The sequence below is a fragment of the Clostridium sp. MT-14 genome, assembly GCF_042436595.1.
GTDB classification, from domain to species: domain Bacteria; phylum Bacillota; class Clostridia; order Clostridiales; family Clostridiaceae; genus Clostridium_B; species Clostridium_B aromativorans.
Genome location: NZ_JBHMIY010000007.1, coordinates 63,601 through 85,702 on the forward strand (window position 1 = coordinate 63,601; position 22,102 = coordinate 85,702).

The 22,102-nt window shown below is 33.8% G+C and carries 19 protein-coding genes; 3 read left to right on the forward strand and 16 right to left on the reverse strand.

Translation table 11 applies throughout. From position 1 onward, the window contains the following. Positions 1-74: 74 nt before the first annotated feature. The 13 genes from ACFHWD_RS07315 to dprA form a co-directional block, all read right to left on the reverse strand. A complete protein-coding gene (locus tag ACFHWD_RS07315) occupies positions 75-4,394 on the reverse strand; it encodes a PolC-type DNA polymerase III (protein ID WP_378061270.1) in 4,320 nt (1,439 codons plus the stop codon). A gap of 63 nt (positions 4,395-4,457) precedes the next feature. Next, entirely contained in the window at positions 4,458-5,507 is a 1,050-nt protein-coding gene (ispG, locus tag ACFHWD_RS07320; protein WP_150356446.1) for a flavodoxin-dependent (E)-4-hydroxy-3-methylbut-2-enyl-diphosphate synthase, read from the reverse strand. A gap of 30 nt (positions 5,508-5,537) precedes the next feature. After that, entirely contained in the window at positions 5,538-6,548 is a 1,011-nt protein-coding gene (gene rseP / locus ACFHWD_RS07325) for an RIP metalloprotease RseP (protein WP_150356447.1), read from the reverse strand. Positions 6,549-6,572: 24 nt separating this feature from the next. After that, positions 6,573-7,730, reverse strand: a complete 1,158-nt coding sequence (locus tag ACFHWD_RS07330; RefSeq protein WP_150356448.1) for a 1-deoxy-D-xylulose-5-phosphate reductoisomerase — start codon at positions 7,728-7,730, stop codon at positions 6,573-6,575. Between the two features lie 120 nt (positions 7,731-7,850). Continuing rightward, positions 7,851-8,648: a phosphatidate cytidylyltransferase gene (locus ACFHWD_RS07335; protein WP_150356449.1), complete on the reverse strand. Its 798-nt coding sequence runs from the start codon at positions 8,646-8,648 to the stop codon at positions 7,851-7,853. A 76-nt stretch (positions 8,649-8,724) separates the two neighbouring features. Further along, positions 8,725-9,492, reverse strand: a complete 768-nt coding sequence (locus tag ACFHWD_RS07340; protein WP_150356450.1) for an isoprenyl transferase — start codon at positions 9,490-9,492, stop codon at positions 8,725-8,727. A 77-nt stretch (positions 9,493-9,569) separates the two neighbouring features. Then, positions 9,570-10,127, reverse strand: coding sequence for a ribosome recycling factor (gene frr / locus ACFHWD_RS07345; RefSeq protein ID WP_150356451.1), 558 nt, complete (start codon positions 10,125-10,127; stop codon positions 9,570-9,572). A gap of 17 nt (positions 10,128-10,144) precedes the next feature. Beyond that, complete coding sequence (pyrH, locus tag ACFHWD_RS07350; RefSeq protein WP_150356452.1) at positions 10,145-10,858, reverse strand: UMP kinase; 714 nt, start codon at positions 10,856-10,858, stop codon at positions 10,145-10,147. Positions 10,859-10,956: 98 nt separating this feature from the next. Next, entirely contained in the window at positions 10,957-11,877 is a 921-nt protein-coding gene (gene tsf, locus ACFHWD_RS07355) for a translation elongation factor Ts (RefSeq protein WP_150356453.1), read from the reverse strand. Positions 11,878-12,007: 130 nt separating this feature from the next. After that, positions 12,008-12,712: a 30S ribosomal protein S2 gene (gene rpsB / locus ACFHWD_RS07360; protein ID WP_150356454.1), complete on the reverse strand. Its 705-nt coding sequence runs from the start codon at positions 12,710-12,712 to the stop codon at positions 12,008-12,010. 160 nt (positions 12,713-12,872) lie between these two features. Next, the gene (codY, locus tag ACFHWD_RS07365) at positions 12,873-13,649 is read right to left on the reverse strand and encodes a GTP-sensing pleiotropic transcriptional regulator CodY (protein WP_150356455.1); all 777 of its coding nucleotides are present in this window, start codon (positions 13,647-13,649) and stop codon (positions 12,873-12,875) included. Between the two features lie 258 nt (positions 13,650-13,907). Beyond that, positions 13,908-16,037 carry a type I DNA topoisomerase gene (topA, locus tag ACFHWD_RS07370; RefSeq protein ID WP_150356456.1) on the reverse strand — a complete coding sequence of 710 codons (2,130 nt, stop codon included), beginning with the start codon at positions 16,035-16,037 and terminating at the stop codon, positions 13,908-13,910. A gap of 190 nt (positions 16,038-16,227) precedes the next feature. Beyond that, on the reverse strand, positions 16,228-17,325 hold the full coding sequence (gene dprA / locus ACFHWD_RS07375; protein WP_179977236.1) for a DNA-processing protein DprA: 1,098 nt from the start codon (positions 17,323-17,325) through the stop codon (positions 16,228-16,230). A 141-nt stretch (positions 17,326-17,466) separates the two neighbouring features. Between dprA and ACFHWD_RS07380 the strand changes: the two genes are divergently transcribed. The 3 genes from ACFHWD_RS07380 to ACFHWD_RS07390 all read left to right on the forward strand — a co-directional run bounded on the left by ACFHWD_RS07380 (position 17,467) and on the right by ACFHWD_RS07390 (position 19,786). Beyond that, complete coding sequence (locus ACFHWD_RS07380; protein WP_150355903.1) at positions 17,467-18,987, forward strand: YifB family Mg chelatase-like AAA ATPase; 1,521 nt, start codon at positions 17,467-17,469, stop codon at positions 18,985-18,987. Between the two features lie 124 nt (positions 18,988-19,111). After that, positions 19,112-19,306: a hypothetical protein gene (locus ACFHWD_RS07385; RefSeq protein WP_150355902.1), complete on the forward strand. Its 195-nt coding sequence runs from the start codon at positions 19,112-19,114 to the stop codon at positions 19,304-19,306. A gap of 111 nt (positions 19,307-19,417) precedes the next feature. Then, the gene (locus tag ACFHWD_RS07390) at positions 19,418-19,786 is read left to right on the forward strand and encodes a YraN family protein (protein ID WP_150355901.1); all 369 of its coding nucleotides are present in this window, start codon (positions 19,418-19,420) and stop codon (positions 19,784-19,786) included. 34 nt (positions 19,787-19,820) lie between these two features. Here the strand turns inward: ACFHWD_RS07390 and ACFHWD_RS07395 are convergent, their stop codons facing one another. From ACFHWD_RS07395 to lepB, 3 genes are read right to left on the reverse strand one after another with little or no spacing between them, the layout of a single operon-like run. Next, positions 19,821-20,648, reverse strand: a complete 828-nt coding sequence (locus ACFHWD_RS07395) for a ribonuclease HII (RefSeq protein WP_378061227.1) — start codon at positions 20,646-20,648, stop codon at positions 19,821-19,823. Positions 20,649-20,672: 24 nt separating this feature from the next. Beyond that, positions 20,673-21,515, reverse strand: a complete 843-nt coding sequence (ylqF, locus tag ACFHWD_RS07400; RefSeq protein ID WP_150355899.1) for a ribosome biogenesis GTPase YlqF — start codon at positions 21,513-21,515, stop codon at positions 20,673-20,675. Positions 21,516-21,532: 17 nt separating this feature from the next. Further along, complete coding sequence (lepB, locus tag ACFHWD_RS07405; RefSeq protein ID WP_150355898.1) at positions 21,533-22,054, reverse strand: signal peptidase I; 522 nt, start codon at positions 22,052-22,054, stop codon at positions 21,533-21,535. Positions 22,055-22,102 lie beyond the last annotated feature (48 nt).

The window sequence follows — 22,102 nt, forward strand, 5'->3', positions numbered from 1 at the left end:
ACCATTTTTATTTTAACATACTATATTCTTTATTTCAAGAAAAATTATATATGTTTCTATTTAAATTATAGAATCTATGCAAATAGAGAGAGTTGATTGGTTTCAGGCATTCCTCTTAAAGCTCCATATCTATCCAGTGTCTCTATTACAGTTTTGGAAACCCCTGCTCTTATTCTCAAATCCTCCTTGGATATAAATTCTCCCTTTTCTCTGGCCTCCACTATGTTTTTAGCTGCACTTTCCCCAACACCGGCCAGGGCATTTATTGGAATTCTTATCCCTTCCTCCTCTATCAAAAATCTATCTGCACTGGATTTATACAAATCCACCTTCAAAAATCTTATGCCTCTCTTGTACATTTCATAGCACAATTCCAATATTGTAATGAGTCCTTTGTCTTTTTGAGTTGCATTATTTCCCATCCCATAGAGTTCATCTCTCTTTTTCTCTATGGCATCTTCCCCTTGAGCCACAATATCAGCATCAAATTCATCTGCCCTTACGGTAAAATAAGTGGCATAATACGCTTTGGGATAATACACTTTAAAATATGCTATTCTAACAGCCATCATGACATAAGCCACAGCATGACCTTTAGGAAACATGTACTTTATTTTCTTACAGGAGTCAATATACCAGTCGGGAACACCATGTTCCTTCATTTCCTTTTCATACTCCTCTTTAAGCCCTTTCCCCTTTCTTACTTTCTCCATTATGGTGAAAGCTGTCTTTGCAGGAAGATCCTTGTGAATTAGATACATCATTATATCATCCCTACAGGCTATACAGTCCCTAAGAGTTGTGTATCCTTCCTTTATATAGTACTGGGCATTATTTATCCACACATCGGTACCATGAGACAATCCAGATATCCTCACTAAATCCGAGAAGGTTTTAGGATGAGTGTCCAGCAGCATCTGCCTTACAAATTTAGTTCCAAATTCAGGCAATCCATAAGTTCCTACCGGACAGCCCAACTCCTCCTCTGTAACTCCCAGTGCTTCCGGTGATGTAAATAAGCTCATTACCTTAGGATCCCCAAGAGGTATACTCTTTGGATCAACCCCCGTTAAATCCTGAAGCATCCTAAGCACCGTAGGATCATCGTGCCCCAGTATATCCAGCTTTAAAAGTCTTCCACTTATGGAATGGTAATCAAAATGGGTTGTTATTATATCCGTGTCATTGTCATCCGCCGGATGCTGCACAGGGGTGAAATTATATATCTCATTGTCGCTTGGAACTACCATGACTCCTCCTGGATGCTGTCCTGTAGTTCTCTTTATTCCCGTGCATCCCCTGGTAAGTCTCTCTATTTCAGCCTGGGGGACAATTATATTCTTTTCTGACAAATATTTTTTTACATATCCATAGGCTGTCTTTTCAGCTATGGTACCTATAGTGCCTGCCCTAAACACGTGCCCTTCTCCAAATAACACTTCCGTATATTTATGAACTACAGGCTGATATTCTCCAGAAAAATTCAAATCTATATCCGGCTCTTTATCTCCTGAAAATCCTAAAAATGTCTCAAAAGGTATGTCATAGCCATCCTTTTTAAGTTTTTCACCGCATCTGGGACAGTTTTTGTCTGGCAGATCAACACCTGCGCCTACAGAGCCATCTGTGAAAAATTCACTATATTTACATTTTGGGCAAACATAGTGAGGCGGAAGTCCGTTTACTTCTGTAATATTCGACATAGTCGCAACAAGAGAAGAACCCACCGAACCCCTTGAACCGACTAAATAGCCGTCTTTATAGGATTTTGCCACTAACTTTTCTGCAATTAAATAGAGCACTGCATACCCGTTATTTATTATGGAACTCAATTCCTTATTCAATCTTTTCTCCACGATTTCAGGAAGCTTTTCTCCGTAAATAGAATGAACTTTTTTTAGTGTCATGTCCTTTATCTGTTCTTCCGCCCCTTCGATTTTAGGAGGAAAGGTTTCATCCGGTATAGGCTTTACTTCTCCTATCATATCCGCAATTTTATTGGTGTTTTCCACAACTACTTCCTCTGCTTTTTCCCTGCCCAGGTATTCAAATTCAGAGAGCATTTCATCCGTAGTTCTAAAATAAAGGGGAGGTTGATTGTCAGCATCAGAATAACCCTGGCCTGACATTATTATGCGCCTGAACACCTCATCTTCAGGATCCATGAAATGCACATCACAGGTAGCCACTACAGGCATATTATTTTTCTCACCTAATTCACATATTCTCTTGTTTATATTTTTTAATTCATCTTTATCCTTAACCAAACCCTCTCTTACAAGAAACATGTTATTTCCTACAGGCTGTATTTCCAGATAATCATAAAAATCCAGCACATCCTTCAATTCTTCATCACTTTTGCCACTGAGAACTTCCTTATATACCTGCCCTGCCTCACAGGCACTGCCTATTATAAGGCCCTCTCTATATTTCATTATCAGGCTTTTGGGCATTCTGGGCTTTTTGAAAAAATAACTCAAGTTGGATTCTGATACAAGTTTATATAAATTTTTAAGTCCTGTTTGATTTTTAACCAATATTATGAGATGATACATAGTTTGTTTTTTTACATCTATATTTTTTAAAAATTCCTCATTTAACCTGTCAAGACTTAAAATATTTCTTTCCCTTAAAATTTCAAAGCATTTTAAAAGTATATCGCAGGTAGCTCCAGCATCATCTACTGCCCTATGGTGGTTTTCAAGAGATATCCCCAGATGCTTTGCCACTATGTTTAACTTAAATTTTTTGAGTTCAGGAAATAAAAACTTACAAAGAGGGATAGTGTCCATAACTGGATTTTTAAATTTCAAATTCAGATCATTACAATTCTTCTTTATAAATCCTACATCAAAGCTGGCATTATGGGCAACAACTATAGAATCTCCTATGAACTCCATAAATTTAGGTAAAATTTCCTCTATATTAGGACATTTTTCCACCATTTCATCCGTAATTCCTGTAAGTTCCACAATACGGCCCGGTATAATTCTTCCTGGATTTACAAATTCACTAAATTTATCAACTACTTTTCCATCTTTCACCTTAACTGCTCCTATTTCTATTATACTGTCATTTATACTGGAAAAACCTGTTGTCTCAATATCAAAAATCACATAGGTGTCATCCAAAGTTTTACCTTCGCCATTTATAACAATAGGCACTCCGTCATCTACCAGATAGGATTCTATACCATATATCACCTTAATATTATTTTTTTTTGCAGCTTCCATAGCCTCCGGATAAGCCTGAACTACTCCATGATCAGTTATAGCAATAGCTCTATGATTCCATCTGGCCGCCCTTTCAATAAGACTTGAAGCAGAACTAACTGCATCCATTGCACTCATCTGCGTATGAAGATGAAGTTCCACCCTCTTTTTAGGAGCATTATCCTCTTTTATCTTTTTTTGAGTTTTAATTATGTCTCTGGCCATTATCACCAATTCCCTGGCATAGATATCATTTACGACCTCTCCTCTGACCATACAAAAAAGCCCCTCTTTTACCTCATCCACTATTCTATCTACATCTTTAGGTTTTGGAAAGAGCTTTACAATAATAGAGCTGGTATAATCTGTTATGTAAAAAGCAATTATCTTTCTTCCAGTCTTAGTTTCTATAATTTCTCTCTTAAATATTTCACCTTTTATAATAACTGATTTAGAAACTTCTGTTATATTTCTAATATCAGTAATATCCCCATTTATACTCTTTCCAATTATAATAATACCGCTGCTTGATACAGTATTCCCCTGTGAATTTTTTTTATATTTCAAATCCTGATTGAATTTTTGCATATTATTGTACTTTTTATTTTCCCTCTCCCGATAATTCAAGATATTCTCTATGTATTTTTTTTCTTTTTTTTCACTTTCCTCCAAATAGCTCTCTGAATTTAGCTTTTCATCATAATTTAATATTACAGAACAGCTTACACCAAATATATCTCTAATACTCCTGGTCATAAGCTTTTCTATACTCTTATTTTTCAGGAGTCCGCATATAAATTCATTTCCACTGTAAATTTTAACTGTATCTTTCTCTACTTTTCTAGAGGATTTCAATAAAAATTCCCTACACATAGGTACATAGGAACTTATAACATCCACCAGCTGAATCCAATAATTTTCACTTATTTCCTTTAAAGACACATTGGATATATCTCTATAGCATACGAGATCAATATTGAAAAAACTTCCAAGTTTCTTATTGACTATACTCTTTATTTTATTCTGTACATCTTTATTTAAATTTTCCCTGGATCTCACTACTACTTTTAATTTATTACTTTTCCTTAAATACTGTATTTTCAAAAGTTCTATATTTTGTTCCAAAGTATTGTAGTCATAATCCAAATCTTTCTGTAATATTTTCATAATATCAAGGCTCATCATTCACCCCCCCCTTATGCAATGCACAATTCACAATTCATAATACAAATATAAAGCACATAATCAGAGTTTTTCTACTTCCTCTATAAGGGCATCTACCAAATCCTTCTCTTTTACTTTTTTAACTATACTTCCCTTTTTAAATATGAGTCCCTCTCCTTTTCCGCCAGCTATGCCTATGTCTGCCTCCCTTGCTTCTCCCGGGCCATTTACCACGCATCCCATAACAGCTACTTTTATATTTTTACGCACATTTGAAAGCCTATTTTCTACTTCTTTAGCTATTTCGATTAAATTGATCTCTGTTCTACCACAGGTAGGACATGATATGAATTCAATCCCTTCTTTTAAAAGGCCGCAGGACTTTAATATTTCCTTCCCTACTCTCACTTCCTCTACCGGATCTCCAGTAAGAGACACCCTTATGGTGTCTCCTATACCCTCCATCAAAAGAGTCCCTATCCCAGCAGCTGATTTTATAGTGCCCCTCCAGACAGTGCCTGCCTCAGTTACTCCTAAATGCAGTGGATAATTTACAATTTTAGATATTTTTCTATAACTTTCCACCATTTGAGCTACATTAGAGGATTTTATGGATATGACTATATCGTAAAATCCCACGTTTTCCAGTATTCTCACATGTTCCAATGCACTCTCCACAAGGGCTTCTGCACATACCTTCCCATACTTATCCAATATGTCTTTTTTTAAGGATCCAGAGTTTACTCCTATTCTAATGGGAATTTTCATCTTTTTAGCCTCTTTGGCCACTTCTTTCACTCTATATATATCACCAATATTCCCGGGATTTATCCTAAGAGCTGAAACCCCATTTTCTATAGAATCAAGAGCCAATCTGTAATCAAAATGTATATCAGCTACAACGGGTACATCCACCATTTCCACTATCCTTTTAAGTGCGTTACTAGCTTCTTCATCAGGAACGGCACATCTTACTATGTCACATCCATTCCCCTTCAATTCACTTATCTGAGCTACGGTAGCTTCTACATCTCTCGTGTCCGTATTAGTCATTGACTGCACAGCCACAGGAAAATCATCACCTATAAATATACTTCCAACTTTTATTCTTCTAGTTTTCAGTCTTTTCATTATTTCACCCCCAGATGGCAGATCGATTTTCTAAAATTGTACAGGGTAAAGTATATCTTTTACTGTCACAAGAACCATAAGCGCCATCAGTATGGCAAATCCCACATAATTTATCATTCCAACCTTATTGTCATCTACTTTCCTTCCCGTTATTATTTCAAATAAAAACAAGAATATATATCCCCCATCCAGTGCTGGAAATGGTATTATATTAAATATAGCCAGTTGTATACTTATATAAGCTGAGAAAGCAAGCAAACTCAGTATACCAGCTTTTGCCGCTGCCCCAGATATCTTTATTATAGTTACGGGGCCGCCCACATCATTCATTGATGCCTTGCCTCTAAATAGAATCTTAAAAAAAGTAAATGTCTGCTTTATCAGTGATTTAGTTTCTATAAATCCATAGGATATGGATTGCCCAATATTAGGGCTGGTTACCAATGTTCCCTCAATCCCAATCATATACCTGTTTTCCTTTTTATCCTTGACCGGAGTTAACATAACCTGATTTGGGACTCCCTTTCTCTCATAAGTTACCTTAATGGGATTTCCACCTGCAGTATACACTTGAGTTACAAAATCTTCAAAAGTTGAAATTTTAGAATTATTTACTCTGGTTATCCTGTCACCAGCTTTAATACCCGCCATAGCTGCCGGTTCATTCGATATTGTGCTCTTTACCACCGGGGATACATATCCCCTGGCAGAAGCTATAATTGCAAACAAAACAATCCCCAGTATGAAATTCATTATGGGCCCAGCTATTACAACACTGAGTTTCCTAATGGGACTCTTATTGTTAAAAGCCTTTGGATCATCACTTTTACCTTCATCTCCAAGCATTTTTACGTAACCGCCAATAGGAAGCAGCTTTATTAAATATTCTGTTTCTCCTCCCTTTATTCCAAAAACCCTGGGACCCATACCTATGGAAAACTCTTCAACTTTTACTCCATTTAGTTTTGCCATTATAAAGTGTCCCAATTCATGAATTATAATCAATACCCCAAAGGCAATTATGGCTGCTATTATATACAAATTTATTCCTCCTAATCATATTTCTTATCTACCAAACTTAGTTTTTACATATTCTTTAACTTTTATTTCTATATGAAGTAAATCCTCCAATTGAAAATTATTTTTAGGAGGAAATTTATTCATACACATTTCCACTATGTAGCCTATATCTAAAAATTTAATTTTATTTAAAAGGAAAAGTTCTACAGCTTCTTCATTTGCACAGTTCAATATAGCTGGCATTGTTCCACCAATTTTCCCAGCTTCATAAGCCAATTTCAATGGTTTAAAAGTATCTATATCAGGTTTTTCAAAAGTCAAATTTTTTAAATTATAGAAGTTTAACCTATCCACTACAAGTTCACCTCTTTTAGGATAATATAAGGCATATTGGATAGGGAGTCTCATATCTGTACTGGCAAGCTGTGCTATAACACTTCCGTCTTTATATTCTACCATGGAATGGACAATACTTTCAGGGTGAACTACTACCTTTATTTTCTCATAAGGTAAATCAAAAAGCCAGTGTGCTTCTATGACTTCCAATCCCTTGTTCATAAGTGTGGCAGAATCTACAGTGATTTTCTTTCCCATATGCCATTTTGGATGTCTTAATGCCTGCTGAACAGTAACATTCAAAAGCTCTTTTCTGTTTTTCCCTCTAAAAGGTCCGCCAGAAGCAGTTATGAGTATTTTTTCTATATCACTGTCTTCATTTCCTTGAAGGCACTGGAAAATAGCACTGTGTTCTGAATCCACAGGAATCAGATTCACATTATTTTTCTTCACTAGCTTTTTAACCAGTTCCCCACCTACAACTAGAGTCTCTTTGTTCGCCAATGCTATATCTTTTCCCGCTTCAATGGCTCTTATAGTTGGAACCAGTCCTGACATTCCCATCACTGAAGTCACCACCATATCAATTTCCGGCAAGCTTGCTATGGTATTCAATCCTTCTGTACCAAATAATATTTCTAAATTCGCATTTTTATTCCTAAAATATTCTTTAAATTTTAAATAAGCTTCCTTTTGAGTTACCACCGCATATAATGGCTTAAACTCCTCCACTATTTTCAAAAGCTTTTCCACATTGCTATTTGCCGAGATCCCTATAAGCTTAAAATTTTCTCTATCTTTTCTCAATACATCCAGGGTTTGAGTTCCTATAGAACCCGTAGTCCCAAGTATTGAAATTTTTTTCATAAATAACAACTCCTTATCAAATCACAACCATAAGTTGAACAAGATTTTAACATGTTTAACTATACCATATTTATCTTATAAAATAAATAATAGAGAAGTACATAAAATATACTTCCCCTCTTAAATAAAAGCTATAAACATTAAATAATATAATACTATTACTCCTGAAAAAAGTATGCTATCAAATCTGTCCAAAATGCCTCCATGCCCGGGTATTAAATTGCTGTAGTCCTTCACTTTTACATATCTCTTTATCGAAGAGGCAGTTAAATCGCCAAACTGGCAAAAAAAACCGCATAAAATTCCCATTGCAACATAATTATGTAATGTCATTGGCACACCCCTTTTAAGGGCAAATAATCCAAACAGAGTGCATATAATCACACTTCCCAATATTCCTCCAATAGATCCCTCTACAGTTTTCTTGGGGCTTACCTTGGGACAAAGTTTCCTCTTGCCTAAAAATCTGCCTGTATAATAAGCAGCCGTATCACATCCCCAGGCAGATATAACGATAATCCATACAAAATATCTTCCGTAAGACATATTGTCAACCAAAACCATAGAGCTAAAAAACAACGATACATATAAAAATCCAAATACAGTACAGGCTACATCTATAAAATTATACTCCGTATCTAAAACAGGAATACACAATAACATAAACATTGAAACAATTATGGTAAAAAACACAAATTTATAGTTTGCCTCAGTACCTAAAGTAACATAATACGCTATACAGAGTAAATATCCTATTATATTTATGGCATTTATGCCTCTTCCCTTTATCACCTTGTAAAACTCATACATTCCCATAAGTGAAATGATCATAATTCCATATTTTAAATAAATTCCACCTAAAAATAAAATCAGAATAAAGGGTATGAGTGTAACTGCTCCTAAATATCTATTATTCACTTATCCACCTCCATATACAATTCACAATCAATGTTGATTTTGGGCTGTGTTAAAAATTTTCATCATCTGATGAAAATCACTTCACTCCACCAAATCTTCTGTCTCTATTTTGATAATCAAAAATAGCCTTATAAAGGTGTTCCTTCCTAAAATCCGGCCACTTTATATTGGAATACCAAAATTCCGAATAGGCACACTGCCACAGGAGGAAATTACTCAAGCGCTGTTCTCCACTGGGTCTTATTATGAGATCAGGATCAGGCATACCCTTAGTATACATATAATTTGCTATCATATTCTCATTTATGTCCTCTTCATTTATTTTTTTGGACTTTATATCTTCATAGATCAATTTAAAGGCCCTAGTTATTTCATCCCTTCCACCGTAATTCAATGCCAAGTTCAAGGTCAACCCAGTATTGTCCTCAGTATTTTTATGACATGCAACAAGTTCCTTCTGACATATATTCGGCAATCTGGATATATCTCCTATATAATTTATTATCACGTTATTATCGTCTAATTCCTTAAATTCCTTTTTTAAATACTCTGCTAGGATATTCATAAGTGCACTTACCTCATCTTTAGGTCTTTTCCAATTTTCAGTGGAAAAAGCATACAATGTAAGATATTTTACTTTTAAAATACTGCACTCCTTTACAATCTCTCTTATAGTTTCCACTCCTGCTTTATGTCCTATTACTCTCGGAAGATTTCGTTCCTTGGCCCACCTTCCGTTTCCATCCATAATGATAGCTATATGTTTTGGAATATTATTTAAATCAATAGATATATCTTCGTTTTTATATTTTTTTTCTCTACCATCATTAAAAAATCTTAACATAAGTATGTCTCCATTCATTACTATTACTAATTTTAGTTTTCATAAAAAACCTGCTATAGGCAGGTTTTTAAAAATTATTATAACGACATAACTTCTTTTTCTTTCTCTTCAACTATACCATCTATACCTTTTATAAAACTGTCAGTTTTCTTTTGGATTTCCACTTCAGCTTTTTTTATTTCATCCTCCGAAATATCATTTTCTTTTTTAAGTGCCTTCAACTTATCATTACCATCTCTTCTTATTGCTCTTATACTCACTTTAGCATTTTCCCCTAGTTTTTTTATCTTCTTAACCAGATCCTTCCTGGTTTCTTCTGTCAGCTCAGGTATTATAAGCCTTATAACTTCCCCATCATTAGATGGATTTATACCCAGGTCCGATTTTAATATTGCCTTTTCTATAGCTTTTAATGCATTTTTATCCCACGGCTGTATTACAAGCATTCTGGCCTCTGGAATAGATATGTTCCCCATTTGATTTATAGGAGTCATTGTCCCATAATATTCTGCCTCTATTCTATCCAGTATGGCAGGATTAGCTCTCCCAGCTTTCATTGAAGCTAGTTCCCTTTTTAAAGATTCTATAGTTTTCCCCATTTTCTCGTCTGCACTTTTCAAAGTATCCTTAATCATATAAAATACCTCCTCTTTTATTCTTTGCAAACAATAGTACCAATTTTTTCTCCAGCCACAATTTTTCTTATATTTTCCGGATCATCCAGGCCAAATACTAAAATAGGTATATTGTTGTCCATACAAAGGGATGTAGCTGTAGAATCCATCACCTGAAGTCCTCTCTCAAGTACTTCAATATAAGTTAATTTGTCAAATTTTTTTGCGTCACTGTATTTATGTGGATCCTTATCATATACACCGTCTACTTTTTTTGCAAGGAGTATAACATCTGCTTCTATTTCCGCTGCTCTAAGCGATGCTGTAGTATCTGTTGAAAAATAAGGATTTCCAGTACCTGCTGCAAATATAACAACCCTATTTTTTTCCAAATGTCTCATTGCCCTTCTTCTTATAAAAGGCTCAGCCACTTCTCTCATCTCTATAGCTGTCTGTACTCTCGTAGTCACTCCTAAATTTTCAAGTGAATCCTGAAGTGCCAGTGCATTTATACACGTAGCAAGCATTCCCATATAATCAGCTGTTGTCCTGTCCATCCCTATTCCGCTTCTGCCTCTCCATATATTTCCACCACCAACTACAATTCCCACTGATACCCCCATGGATATAAGCTCTCTTATCTCAATAGCTATATTTTTCGTCACACCAAAATCTATTCCATAGCCCTTTTTCCCAGCGAGAGCTTCTCCTGAAAGTTTAAGCATTATTCTCTTGTATTTAGCTAAACTCATATATATTATACCTCCAAATTATCATAAAGTGAAACTTAAAATTTACAGTTTTTTCACATCTTAAAAAAAGAGAACACCCAGTGTTCTCTTTTCAGTTACTATTTACTCTCTATCTGCTTACGAACTTCCTCGGCAAAATCTTCTTCTTTCTTCTCTATTCCTTCGCCCTTTTCAAATCTAACAAAATCAGACACTTTTATCGGTGCACCAATTTCTTTCGATTTATTCTTAATATATTTATCAATAGTAAAATCGGAATCTTTAACCCATATCTGTTCAATCAGACAGTTTTCTTTATAATATTTTTGAATTTTTCCCATAATTATTTTATCTACAATTTTTTCAGGTTTCCCCTCATTTAATGCCTGAACTCTGTATATGTCTTTTTCTTTATTTAGAGTATTGTCATCTACTGAATTTTTATCTAAAAACAATGGATTTGTAGCAGCTATCTGCATAGCCACATTCTTTGCAACTTCTTTTAAAATATGGTCTTGATTATCACACTCCAGTTTCACCAGGACTCCTATTCTGCCCCCGCCGTGAATGTAGCTTTCAATTAATCCCTTGGAAACAGAAAACTTTTTAAATCGCCTTACCGCCATATTTTCTCCTAATTTTGCAATCAGAGCTATTAATGTTTCCCCCACAGTTTTACTGTCATCTAATATATATTTTTCCTTAAGTAATTCTTCTACGGTAGAAGAATTAGAACTGATTATCTGTTTTGCTAAATTGTCCACAAAACTTACAAAATCCGAATTCACTGCTACAAAGTCGGTTTCACAATTTACCTCTACTATTGATGCCGTTTTTCCATCTTCTGAAACATAGGTTTTAACCAACCCCTCCGAAGCTATTCTACCAGATTTTTTAGCTGCAGCAGCTAACCCTTTTTCTCTCAATATTTCAATAGCCTTTTCAGTATCACCATTGGCTTCCTTCAAAGCTTTTTTGCAGTTCATCATTCCTGCTCCAGTTCTCTCTCTGAGTTCTTTTACCATTTGTGCAGTTATCATAAATATATTCCGCTATTTAAAAACATAAAATATGTGGCCGACTTACAATGTTCATTACTTGCCATATAGCGGCTTTTTTCAACTCCTCTCACATTTTTGTATTTGATCCTCTTGTATTCCATTATATAAACTATTCTTCAGCTAACTGCTCTCCCTGTCTGCCTTCCATTACAGCATCTGCTACTTTAGAAGTAATCAATTTAACAGCTCTTATAGCATCATCATTTCCTGGTATAACATAATCCACTTCATCAGGATCACAATTTGTATCAACTATAGCTACTACAGGGATTCCCAAAATTTTAGCTTCTGATATAGCATTCCTCTCTTTTCTTGGATCAACAACAAATAATGCTCCTACATTTTTGGCATCCATATTCTTAATTCCGCCCAAATTTTTCTCCAATTTCTCCTTCTTATTTTTCAATTTTATAACTTCTTTTTTAGGGAGAACCTCAAATGTACCGTCCTCCTCCATTTTTTCCAGTTCCTCTAATTTGCCTATTCTAGTTTTTATAGTGACAAAATTAGTAAGCATACCACCAAGCCACCTATTATTCACATAATACATATTGCTTCTCTTTGCTTCTTCCTGAATGGCTTCCTGAGCCTGCTTTTTCGTACCAATAAACAATATATCCTTTCCCTCTTCTGCAATTTTCTTTATGAAATCATAGGCCTCTTCAATTTTTTTCACCGTCTTCTGTAGATCTATTATATAGATCCCGTTTCTCTCTGTAAAAATATAAGGAGCCATTTTAGGGTTCCATCTTCTCGTCTGATGTCCAAAATGAACACCTGCTTCTAATAATTGTTTCATAGAAATAACTGACATTTATTTTTCCCTCCTAGGTTTTACCTCCATTATCCTCATATTCATAAATGACCAAAGGCACCTTATTATGAATTAGACAATGTGTGTATTTTACTACCTTTTGTAGTATATCATAATGACTATGTCTATTCAATAAAAAAAATTATTTTTTTAATTCATATCACTTTATTTTTTTCAATTCATCTAATAATTTTTCATTCAATATCTTGATGTGGGTTCCCTTCATACCAAGAGATCTTGATTCTATAACCCCTGCACTTTCAAATTTTCTAAGTGCATTTACAATTACAGATCTGGTTATTCCCACCTTATCTGCTATTTTTGAAGCTACCAGTAATCCCTCATTTCCATCCAATTCACTGAATATATGTTCCACTGCTTCCAATTCAGAATAAGACAGAGTTCCAATTGCCAATTGAACCACAGCTTTTTTTCTGGCTTCTTCTTCTATCTCATCATTTTTGGCCCTTAATATCTCAAGCCCTATTATAGTAGCACTGTACTCCGCCAATACGAGATCTTCATCTATAAATTTCTCCCCAAAACTTGCCAGCAGCAAAGTCCCAAGTCTTTCTCTGTTTCCAATTATAGGAACTATAGTGGTGATCTTATTGTCCAGATTACAAGGGCTTCCATCTTCAAAAACACAGATCCCATGATTGGACAAATTAGGAAGAGTTTCGCGGGCATTTAACAACTTATTGTTATAATGCTCAGGGAATCTCATTTCGCTTATTACCTTTTCCTTAACAGTATCACACTCAAAACCATCTGGGAAATTATATCCCAATATTTTTCCTTTTCTACTTATAATGTAAACATTACAGCCTAAAACTTCACTTAATAATTTACATATGTCGTCAAAAACTACTGGTTCTGTTCCTGATTTTTGTAGTATCTTATTCAATTTTCTTGTTTTGTTTAATAGTGATGTCATTTATAATCCTCCTTGTATCTACTAGTTTTATTTTATCTATATAAATACTGTAATTCCAATTTTGTCATATTTTTTATATTATCGTGAAAAAGATCTTTATCTAGAGCTTTAGACTACATAATTCTAAATGTTTTAGATTTTTTAAAATATTTAGAATTATTCTTTACACATTAATTATGATAACATAACAATTATTATAATTCAACCATATCTTCTAATATAATTAAACTATATCATATCTTAAACCACTTAACTGCTTTAAACCCTATCCACTTTTTTTATTTCTTTGCCTTCCTCTTTACCTTCCTCAACATTATATTGTCTGTATTTACATTCTGAATTAGAGCATTCCAAATAATTTCCTTTAACTTTACTGTACTTTTTTACCATATAACTTCCGCATACAGGACACTTTTCCTTTACAGGTTCAGCCCAACTTACAAAATCACACTTGGGGTAATTGCTGCATCCATAAAATTTTCTGCCCTTCCTGCTTCTTTTAACTAAAATCTTTCCTCCGCATTTAGGACACTCAACATCTAATTCCTCAACTATTGGCTTTGTATTTTTACACTCAGGATAGCCCGGACACGCTAAAAAATCTCCAAATCTTCCATGCTTTATCACCATATTTCTTCCACACTTATCGCATTTTATATCCGTTACCTTATCTTCTATTGTAATTTTAGAGACCTCTTTTTCTGCTACCTCAATAGATTTTTTCAACGGTTTATAGAACTCATCAACTACCTTTCTCCAATTATCTTTTCCCTCTTCAACAGAATCCAGCTTGGATTCCATTTCAGCAGTAAATTCCACATCCACTATTTGTTTAAAATATTCACTTAATATATTATTTACTATATTCCCTAATTCAGTAGGAATTAGTGTTTTCTTTTCCCTCTGTATATATTTTCTATCCAAAAGCGTAGACAGAATCGGTGCATAGGTACTGGGCCTTCCTATTCCGTTTTCCTCAAGCGTCTTTACAAGAGAAGCTTCTGAAAATCTAGCTGGAGGCTGTGTAAAATGCTGTTTGCCCTCTATAGATTTCTTAAAAAGCAGTTCTCCCTTTTCAAGTTTCGGCAGTGCTCTATTTGCCCTTTCATCTTCAGTTGCATATTCATAGACTTTCATAAACCCATCAAATTTAACACTGGATCCGCTTACTTTAAGTCCATATCTACTATTTACTATATTTATAGAAGTAACATCAATTTTTGAAGAAGCCATTTGACTTGCCAGAAATCTATTCCATATCAATTTATAGAGCTTATACTGTTCCGGTTTTAAATTCTCTTTAGCCCTATCAGGCTCTATTTCCATGTAGGTAGGCCTTATTGCCTCATGGGCATCTTGTATGTTTTTTTTCTTGCTTTTGAAATTTCTAGGTTTTTCCTCTATATATTCTTTCCCAAATTTATCTATCACATAATCTCTGCAAATCTCTTGAGCTTCCCTAGAAATTCTTACCGAATCTGTCCTCATATAGGTTATAAGGCCTACAGTTCCATAACCCTTTATATCCACACCCTCATATAACTGTTGGGCTACAGCCATAGTTCTCTTAGTTGAAAAGTTTAATTTCTTATAAGCATCCTGCTGTAATGTACTAGTAGTAAAAGGAGGTAAGGGCATCTTATTCTTACATGTAGTTTTTATTGAATTTACAATAAACTGTCCTTTCTCTAGATCCTTTATAATTTTATCCGTCTCCTCTTTTGTTTTAATCTCAATTTTCTTTTTATCAAAGGTAGTTAATTTCACATTAAAACACTTAACTGAGGTTTTTTTATGAAGTTCACACTCTATAGTCCAATACTCCTGAGGTTTAAAGTCTATTATGCTTTTTTCTCTCTCACATATCATTTTAAGTGCTACAGACTGGACCCTTCCTGCACTCAATCCCCATTTAATTTTTTTCCAAAGTATCGGACTTATTTTATATCCAACCAATCTATCTAACACTCTTCTGGCCTGCTGAGCATTAACTAAATTTATATTTATAGTCCTCGGAGATTTTATTGAACTTTTTATAGCATTTTTGGTGATCTCATGAAACTCTATTCTACATTTTTCACTTTCATTTAATTTAAGCACATGAGATAAATGCCAGGAGATTGCCTCTCCCTCTCTATCCGGGTCTGTCGCCAAATATATTTTTTCACTTTTTTTTGCCTCTCTTTTAAGCTTATCTAAAAGCTCCCCTTTTCCCCTTATCGTTATATACTTAGGATTGTATTCATTATCTATATCAACTCCCAATTGGCTCTTGGGAAGATCCTTAACATGACCCATAGAAGCTTTAACCACATAATTTTTTCCTAAATACTTTCCTATAGTCTTAGCCTTAGCTGGTGATTCAACTATAACCAATTTTTGTCCCATATCGCACTCTGAATATCTTAATTCAGAGTCTACACCCCCTTATTTAACCATACCTTATTTTACCCAAACGCTTGCTAATACTCCTTCTTTGTAATTATGGACATAAGCACTGCTGCGCATTTGGATAAGTTCCTGTAAAGTTCAGATAGATAAAAGTATTCCTTGTGTAAACCCCACCTGAACCTAACTATCACTTGATAATATCTTGATTGTCTTCAATTTTTGCATAATAATTTCCCTGAAGACATATTATTTCACCTTTTAATTGCAATTCAAATAATAACTCATATAATCGTTTTATGTCAATATCAGTTACCCTGCATATTTCATCTATATGTATGGGAATATGACCAATAATTTTACATATTTTTTCCTCTTCAGCATTTAACCTATGGTCTTTTACGCATTTCTCCTTCGTATACTCTACAGGCAGCATTTGAAACAAATCCTCCATACAGGTAAATACATAGGCTCCTTCTCTTATAAGATTATTTGCGCCCTTACTTTTAGGGGAAAATATAGAACCAGGTACAGCCATAACATCTTTCCCCTGTTCCAAAGCACAACCGGCAGTTATTAAGGCCCCGCTCTTATCCCCAGCTTCAATTACAATTACCACATCACTTAGACCACTTATAATTCTATTCCTCATCGGAAAATTGTAAGGATAAGGTTTTGTCTTGGGAATAAATTCAGATATCACACATCCTTTTTTTAAAATATCCTCATATAATCCCCTGTTCTCTCTAGGATATACCACATCTATTCCTGAACCAAGTACAGCACAGGTATACCCGTCATTTTCAATTGCAGCTCTATGGGCACAGCTGTCAATTCCCCTTGCCATGCCGCTTATTATATTTAAATTATTTGCAGAAATCTCTCTACCTATCAATAGAGCTGCATTTTTTCCATATAAACTACAATCTCTGGCTCCTACTATTGCTATACTCAAATTGTTTAAAATATCAATATCTCCCTTATAAAACAAAATTGCCGGAGAGTCATCATAATTTTTTAACTTATAAGGATAATTCTTTTCACAACAATTCACCGTTTCTATACCTTCTTCTAAAGAATACTCCATCAGATCTTTCAATCTGCCTTCATTCCAGGACTTCTTTAATTCATCATATATTTTACTATAACCACTATCTAAAAATATAGAATCATTATTATAAATACTATGTATGTATATATTTTTTGTACCTTTAAATTTCTTTAATATATTATTTTTTATTTTATTCGATACTTTAACAGAAGCAAACCACAGATCATATATGTTCATAAATAATTCACATCCTATAAATATAATTATGTAAAAATTATGTTCACAATCCCATTATTTTATTCAAAATTTACAGTGTTTTATCTTTAAAAGTTTAAAACAAAATATTATTGTCAAGAATTAAGCAGAGGTGATAATAATATGGCTATCAAATTAAATACATCTTCCTTTTTAGGCATAGATGGAAGTATAGTTTCAGTAGAAGTAGACATTGAAAGAGGGCTTCCCTCCTTCAACATAGTTGGCCTGGCAGACACTTCTGTAAAAGAATCTAAAGAAAGAGTAAAAGCTTCAATAATAAATTCAGGATTTGAATTTCCTATAAAAAAAATAGTAGTAAATTTAGCTCCAGCAGATATGAAAAAAGCAGGTTCTCTGTTTGATCTTCCTATAGCCGTTGGCATACTTATATGCACAGGGCAAATGAATTTTTATGATTGGGAAGATTTTTTAATACTAGGTGAATTGTCCTTATCCGGCAATTTAAATAAAGTAAGGGGTGTACTCCCAATAACATTAGAGGGTATAAAAAACAATATAAAAAATTTTATAGTTCCTATTGAAAATGCAGAGGAATGCTCTTCTATAAAAGGAGTAAATTGTTACGCATTTGAGAATTTAAAGCAAATAGTATATTTTATAAAATACAGGGATCTACTTCCTTATAAGCATAAAAGAGTGTCATCTAAAATTCCACATTCCACTCTGGACTTTTCAGATGTATTTGGGCAGGAAAGTTGCAAAAGAGCCCTGGAAGTAGCTTCTGCTGGAAATCATAATGTACTCATGGCTGGCCCGCCTGGCTCTGGTAAAACTATGATGGCCAGGAGAGTTCCAACTATACTTCCAAATTTGAATTACGAAAAATCCCTAGAAGTCACTAAAATATACAGCGTTACTGGAAATTTAAATACAAACGAAGGTCTTATAACCAAACCACCCTTTAGAAGTCCCCATCACACCATCACAGCAGCTGCTCTCATAGGAGGTGGAAATAATTTAATGCCCGGTGAGATATCTTTAGCGCACAATGGTGTACTTTTTTTGGATGAAGTACTTGAATTCAAAAAAAATGTGCTGGAAGTTTTAAGACAGCCTTTAGAAGAAAAGAGAATAACAATAAACAGATGCTCTGGCAGAGTCTCCTTCCCATGCAACTTCATGACCATAATGGCCACCAACCCATGTCCTTGTGGAAACTTTGCTTCTGGTAAACATTGTACATGTACAGATTATGAGAGAAAGAGGTATATATCAAAACTATCAAGTCCCTTTATGGATAGAATAGATCTATTTACTTTCGTAACCTCTTTAAACTTCAAAGACATCCAGAATTCCAAAAAAAGCGAATCTTCTAAATCAATAAGAAAACGAGTGGAAGACGCCAGAAAAATTCAGAAGAAAAGATTCATGAATCATGGAATACAGTATAATTCAGAAATGAACAGCACTTTAATTAAAAAATACTGTAAACTCAATAAAAAATCTATAGAAATACTTGCAAAAATTTATTCTAAATATAAATTGACAACTAGAGCTTACAGTAAAATTCTAAAAGTTTCCAGGACAATAGCAGACTTAGATCACAGTGAATGTATAAACGAATCCCACTTAACTGAAGCACTGTGCTACAGGAAGTTTACTGGTGGTGGTTACATGTAAAGTCAATTAATTATATTTACTTTAATTTCTATTTTAGTTAAAAATATCTTTATTTATATTTACAATAATTGTATAATATATATAATTTAGGATAAATTTTAAACATTGTTAGGGGGAATATTATATGTACTTTCTTTTAGTTATACTAGGTCTTATAGTGGGCATTGTATTGATTCTCACAGGAATAGGAAGGAAGAATAGTGATATGATAAGTATTGGAAGTGTACTCTCTATATTTTTTTTACTGATCTGCATAAATGTATATATGCCAAATTTTATCAGCGAATTAAAAACAATTTCAATAGATGTACACAGATAGGAAAACCTATACATAAAATTAATTTTTGAGCTTAAATACTATATACAATGCAAGTATTCGATATAAATGCTATAATAATAAAAAATTCTAAAAATAGAAGGTGGAAAATCCATGCATTCTTTCAATAAGAATATAGGTTCCCTGGGTGAGGATGTAGCTGAAAATTACCTTAGAGAAATTGGATACACAATATTGGAAAGAAATTTTCGGTGTAAAACAGGAGAAGTTGATATTATAGGAAAAGACGGAAATTATCTCTGTTTTGTAGAAGTTAAATCCCGTTATGGCAAGTTATATGGAAGCCCCTGTGAAGCCGTAAATTATTCCAAACAAGCTAAAATATATAAAACAGCCACTGTATATATAATGAAAAAAAAATTATATAAATTTAATTTTAGATTTGATGTCATAGAAATAATATTCAACACCTATAATAACATTCCATCCGTAAAGCTTATTAAAGATGCTTTTCAAATATAAGTTATATACTTTTTTTGATTCGAATTTTAATAATTCACATTATATTTTTCAAAAAACTTTTTCTGTGTATCTTGCAGATCCCATATTTTTTTATAGCTTTTATATGTTCTTCAGTCCCATAGCCTGAATTATGCTCAAATCCATACTCAGTATATATATGGGAATATTCTTTCATAAGGCTGTCCCTGTAAACCTTGGCTATAATTGAAGCCGCTGCTATACTTGCACTTTTAGCATCACCTTTTATTATAAATTCGTTGTTGTTATATAAATTTTTTATGGAATATCCATCAGACAAGACCATATTTACGGGCAATTTCAACCCTTCTACGGCTCTTTTTAATACTTCATTATTGCACCAGGAAATTCCCCTTTTATCTATTTCCACATTATTTATAACCGAAATATTATATCCTAAAGCCCTATGCCTTATTTCCTCTGAAAGTTCACTCCTCCGTCTTGGAGTAAGTTTTTTTGAATCTTTTATTCCCAGAATAAGTTCTTCATCATTTTTACAATCCAAATTCAATATAACTGCAGCAGCAGCTATAGGACCTGCCAGCGGTCCCCTTCCTACTTCATCTGCTCCTGCAGTATATATATAGCGGCCAAATTTTTTATCGAAGGAATACATCTCTTTTATTCTTTTTATTTCTCTTTTTTTATTTACAACAAAATTATAGAAACTTACAGATAGAGCATTTACATTTTTTCTGCTGTCAGATTTTAAATCCCTCAGTATTTTATCTATAATATCTTCTTTCAAATGGAAATAATTTTTCTTTACAAAATTCACTTTTCTCTTTATATCCTCAAATTTATATTCTTCTAGTTTATTCCAATTAAAATTATCCATGTTCATTTAATATACACCTTTCAGAATTTTCTAGGGTCTTTCCAGAGAGATAGGCCCCAATTTTCCTCCCCTAAATTCATCCAAAATCAAAACAGATACTCTATTGTAGTCCACTCTACCACCGGAAACTATAGCTCCTCTTTTTCTAGCTATGTTTTCAACATTCTCCAAAGGCATTTCACTTAATCTATCAAGTTTATACCTGGCTTTAAGCCTGTCTGGATAATACCTACACAAAAATTCTACAAGATTCAATGTCAGCTCTTCTATATCCATAATCTCATCTTTTATTGCCCCAGTAAATGCCAAATTAAGTCTAGTTTCTTCACTTTCAAGTTTTGGCCACAATATTCCCGGAGTATCCATAAGCTCTATCCCCAATTTAGTTTTAATCCACTGTTTACTTTTAGTAACTCCAGGTTTATCCCCAATTTTAGCTATCCTGCCTTTAGCTAATTTATTTATAAGAGAAGATTTTCCCACATTGGGTATACCTACTACCATTGCCCTGTCAATTATCTTAGAAATTCCCTTTTTCTTCATTCTACTATGCTTCTCTTTTAAAAGTTTATTTACCTCAGTTTTTATATTTTTCAAACCTCTATCTGTATTACAGTTTACCGACAATACACTTATACTGTCTTTAGAAAGATATTCCACCCACAATTTAGTTATATTTTCCTCCGCCAAGTCACTTTTATTCAACAGTATCATCCTGGGTTTAGAACCACATATATCCTCTATATCCGGGTTTTTACTGGATCTTATTATCCTGGCATCTCTCATCTCTATAACCACATCTACTAATTTTAGATTTTCCTTTATTTCTTTTCTGGTTTTGGCCATATGCCCGGGAAACCAATTTATAGTCATATAAAATTTCTTCCTTTCTAATTTTGAACTGTGCTTAACCCTCCCATTCTATTAAAAGGATATATCCTAAATGCCGCTCTTCCGACCACCATTTTATAGCTTACAAATCCCACATCAGGAAATCTGCTGTCCCTGCTGTTGTTTCTATTATCCCCCATTACAAATACTGTATTTTCAGGTACTGTAACTTCATTAAAATTTGACGTCATAGCTTCCAATATATAGGGCTCATTTTTTACAACATCGTTTACGTATAACTTTCCATTTTCAATCTTTACTCTATCCCCTCCAACGCCTACTACTCTTTTAATAAACTTTTCCTTAGGATCAGCAGGATATTTTATTACCACTATGTCACCGGGCTTAGGCGCTCTAAAGTAATAACTTACTTTCTCTACAATCAGCCTATCTCCATTGTTTAAAGTAGGATCCATAGAATGTCCATCTACACTTACAGTTTCAAATACAAAGGTTATGATTAAAAACGCTGCTACAACAGCTATCAATATGGACTTACCTATTTCTATCAATTCCTTCATTAAAAATTTACACCACCTTAATACTTAAAAAAGGGACTTTATAAAGCC

Coding starts and splice junctions, on each gene's coding strand:
- topA (WP_150356456.1), bottom strand. CDS start 16,037: ATGGGACAAAAATTGGTTATAGTTGAATCACCAGCTAAGGCTAAGACT.
- frr (WP_150356451.1), bottom strand. CDS start 10,127: ATGATTAAGGATACTTTGAAAAGTGCAGACGAGAAAATGGGGAAAACT.
- rpsB (WP_150356454.1), bottom strand. CDS start 12,712: ATGTCAGTTATTTCTATGAAACAATTATTAGAAGCAGGTGTTCATTTT.
- dprA (WP_179977236.1), bottom strand. CDS start 17,325: ATGAACATATATGATCTGTGGTTTGCTTCTGTTAAAGTATCGAATAAA.
- ispG (WP_150356446.1), bottom strand. CDS start 5,507: ATGAAAAGACTGAAAACTAGAAGAATAAAAGTTGGAAGTATATTTATA.
- pyrH (WP_150356452.1), bottom strand. CDS start 10,858: ATGAGTTTAGCTAAATACAAGAGAATAATGCTTAAACTTTCAGGAGAA.
- ACFHWD_RS07395 (WP_378061227.1), bottom strand. CDS start 20,648: ATGAACATGGATAATTTTAATTGGAATAAACTAGAAGAATATAAATTT.
- lepB (WP_150355898.1), bottom strand. CDS start 22,054: ATGAAGGAATTGATAGAAATAGGTAAGTCCATATTGATAGCTGTTGTA.
- ACFHWD_RS07340 (WP_150356450.1), bottom strand. CDS start 9,492: ATGTTAAGATTTTTTAATGATGGTAGAGAAAAAAAATATAAAAACGAA.
- tsf (WP_150356453.1), bottom strand. CDS start 11,877: ATGATAACTGCACAAATGGTAAAAGAACTCAGAGAGAGAACTGGAGCA.
- ylqF (WP_150355899.1), bottom strand. CDS start 21,515: ATGACTATAAATTGGTTTCCCGGGCATATGGCCAAAACCAGAAAAGAA.
- ACFHWD_RS07385 (WP_150355902.1), top strand. CDS start 19,112: ATGTACTTTCTTTTAGTTATACTAGGTCTTATAGTGGGCATTGTATTG.
- ACFHWD_RS07380 (WP_150355903.1), top strand. CDS start 17,467: ATGGCTATCAAATTAAATACATCTTCCTTTTTAGGCATAGATGGAAGT.
- ACFHWD_RS07390 (WP_150355901.1), top strand. CDS start 19,418: ATGCATTCTTTCAATAAGAATATAGGTTCCCTGGGTGAGGATGTAGCT.
- ACFHWD_RS07330 (WP_150356448.1), bottom strand. CDS start 7,730: ATGAAAAAAATTTCAATACTTGGGACTACGGGTTCTATAGGAACTCAA.
- ACFHWD_RS07315 (WP_378061270.1), bottom strand. CDS start 4,394: ATGAGCCTTGATATTATGAAAATATTACAGAAAGATTTGGATTATGAC.
- codY (WP_150356455.1), bottom strand. CDS start 13,649: ATGACATCACTATTAAACAAAACAAGAAAATTGAATAAGATACTACAA.